The 1,474-nt window shown below is 66.8% G+C and carries 1 protein-coding gene and 2 pseudogenes; all 3 read right to left on the bottom strand.

Annotated features, from left to right (window positions below; genetic code table 11):
- Positions 1 to 682, bottom strand: a pseudogene (locus JMF90_RS36795) (cation acetate symporter); the annotation flags it as partial.
- Positions 683 to 685: 3 nt separating this feature from the next.
- Positions 686 to 1,030 (bottom strand): DUF4212 domain-containing protein, encoded by a 345-nt coding sequence (locus JMF90_RS36790; protein ID WP_054927993.1) that lies wholly within the window; start codon positions 1,028 to 1,030, stop codon positions 686 to 688.
- 85 nt (positions 1,031 to 1,115) lie between these two features.
- Positions 1,116 to 1,298: pseudogene (locus tag JMF90_RS36785) on the bottom strand (hypothetical protein); the annotation flags it as partial.
- Positions 1,299 to 1,474: the final 176 nt, after the last annotated feature.

Genomic DNA, 1,474 nt, shown 5'->3' with positions numbered 1-1,474 from the left:
CGATCAGCGACACCGGAATCAGGATCGCGCTGATCAGGATGATGTACTGCGCGACCTGCGTCCACGTAACCGCGCGCATCCCGCCGAGAAACGAGCACACGAGAATGCCCGCGAGCCCGCAGAAGATGCCGATCGCGAAATCGACGCCGATGAAGCGCGTCGCGATCAGGCCGATCCCCTGGATCTGCGCGACCAGGTACACGAACGAACACAGGATCGCCGCGCCGGCCGCGAGCGCACGCACGGCCGTGCTCGAGAAGCGCGTGCCGAGAAAGTCGGGAATCGTGTAACGCGCGAGCTTGCGCACATACGGCGCAAGCAGGAACGCGACGAGGCAGAACCCGCCCGTCCAGCCCATCACGTACGCGAGCGCGTCGTAGCCGGTCGCGTAGAGCGAGCCGGCCAGGCCGATGAACGACGCGGCCGACAGCCAGTCGGCCGCCGTCGCCATCCCGTTGAACGCGGATGGCACGCGCCGCCCGGCCACGTAGTACTCGACGAGATCGGACGTGCGCGACAACAAGCCGATCACCGCATACACGGCGATCGGCACGAACAGGAACACGTAGCCGATCCAGACGCCCGAGCCCGTCGCGCGCTCGATCCGCCACATCAGCAGCACGAAGCCGAGAAACCCGAGCGTGTAGAGCGCGTATGCGCGTATCAGTCGATGCGTCAGCATGAATCAGCGCCCGCCGTTCGCATGGCCGGCGCGCGCCGCATGCTCGTCGTACGCGCGGCGCAGCGTGCGGTCCGCGCGTTGCATCAACCCGATGTAGGCGACGATCAGCACGAGGTACACGAGAATCGCGCCCTGCGCGCCGACATAGAACGGCAGGCTGAAGCCGGCGAAGCGAACGCCGGCGAGCGCGGGCCCGAAGAACGGCACGATGAACGACACCGCGAAGCCGGTCACCATCAGCACCGCGATCAGCGCGACGTTGAAGCGCCAGTAGCGCGCATGCGCACGCGCGAGCGGTTCGGGAACGGGGGGTGGCGCGGCAGGCGCCGAACGGGTCGGAACGGTCATGCCGTTATGTAGCAAAAAGCCCCCGCGCGGGCAATCGGGATTGCCGCGCAGGGGCTCGTGCGCGAGATGCGCAACCGGCAGGCGCTCAGCGCACTTCGGTGAGCTGCTCGAGGATGGCCGGATTCTCGAGCGTGGACGTATCCTGCGTGATCGCCTCGCCCTTCGCGAGCGAGCGCAGCAGGCGCCGCATGATCTTGCCCGAGCGCGTCTTCGGCAGGTTGTCGCCGAAGCGGATGTCCTTCGGCTTCGCGATCGGCCCGATCTGCTCGTAATAACTTCGTATAGCATACATTATACGAAGTTATACGACTCGCGCCTGAGCGTGCCGCACAAGGAAGATGCGCAGTCGGCCGAGGCCGGCGTACGCGGCCGCTTCACGACCGGCCCCGTGTCGCACTTCGTGACGGCCGGCGCGTCGTTCATCCGCGTCGACAGCCAGTCCGC

The organism is Burkholderia sp. E168m23, from assembly GCF_016586125.1.
Lineage (GTDB): Bacteria > Pseudomonadota > Gammaproteobacteria > Burkholderiales > Burkholderiaceae > Burkholderia > Burkholderia orbicola.
The sequence above is the reverse complement of the archived record's forward strand: the minus strand, read 5'-3'. Positions and strand labels throughout refer to the sequence as shown.

Bases quoted from the DNA above. Each gene is read 5' to 3' on its own strand.
- JMF90_RS36790 (WP_054927993.1), bottom strand. From the start codon at position 1,030: ATGACCGTTCCGACCCGTTCGGCGCCTGCCGCGCCACCCCCCGTTCCC.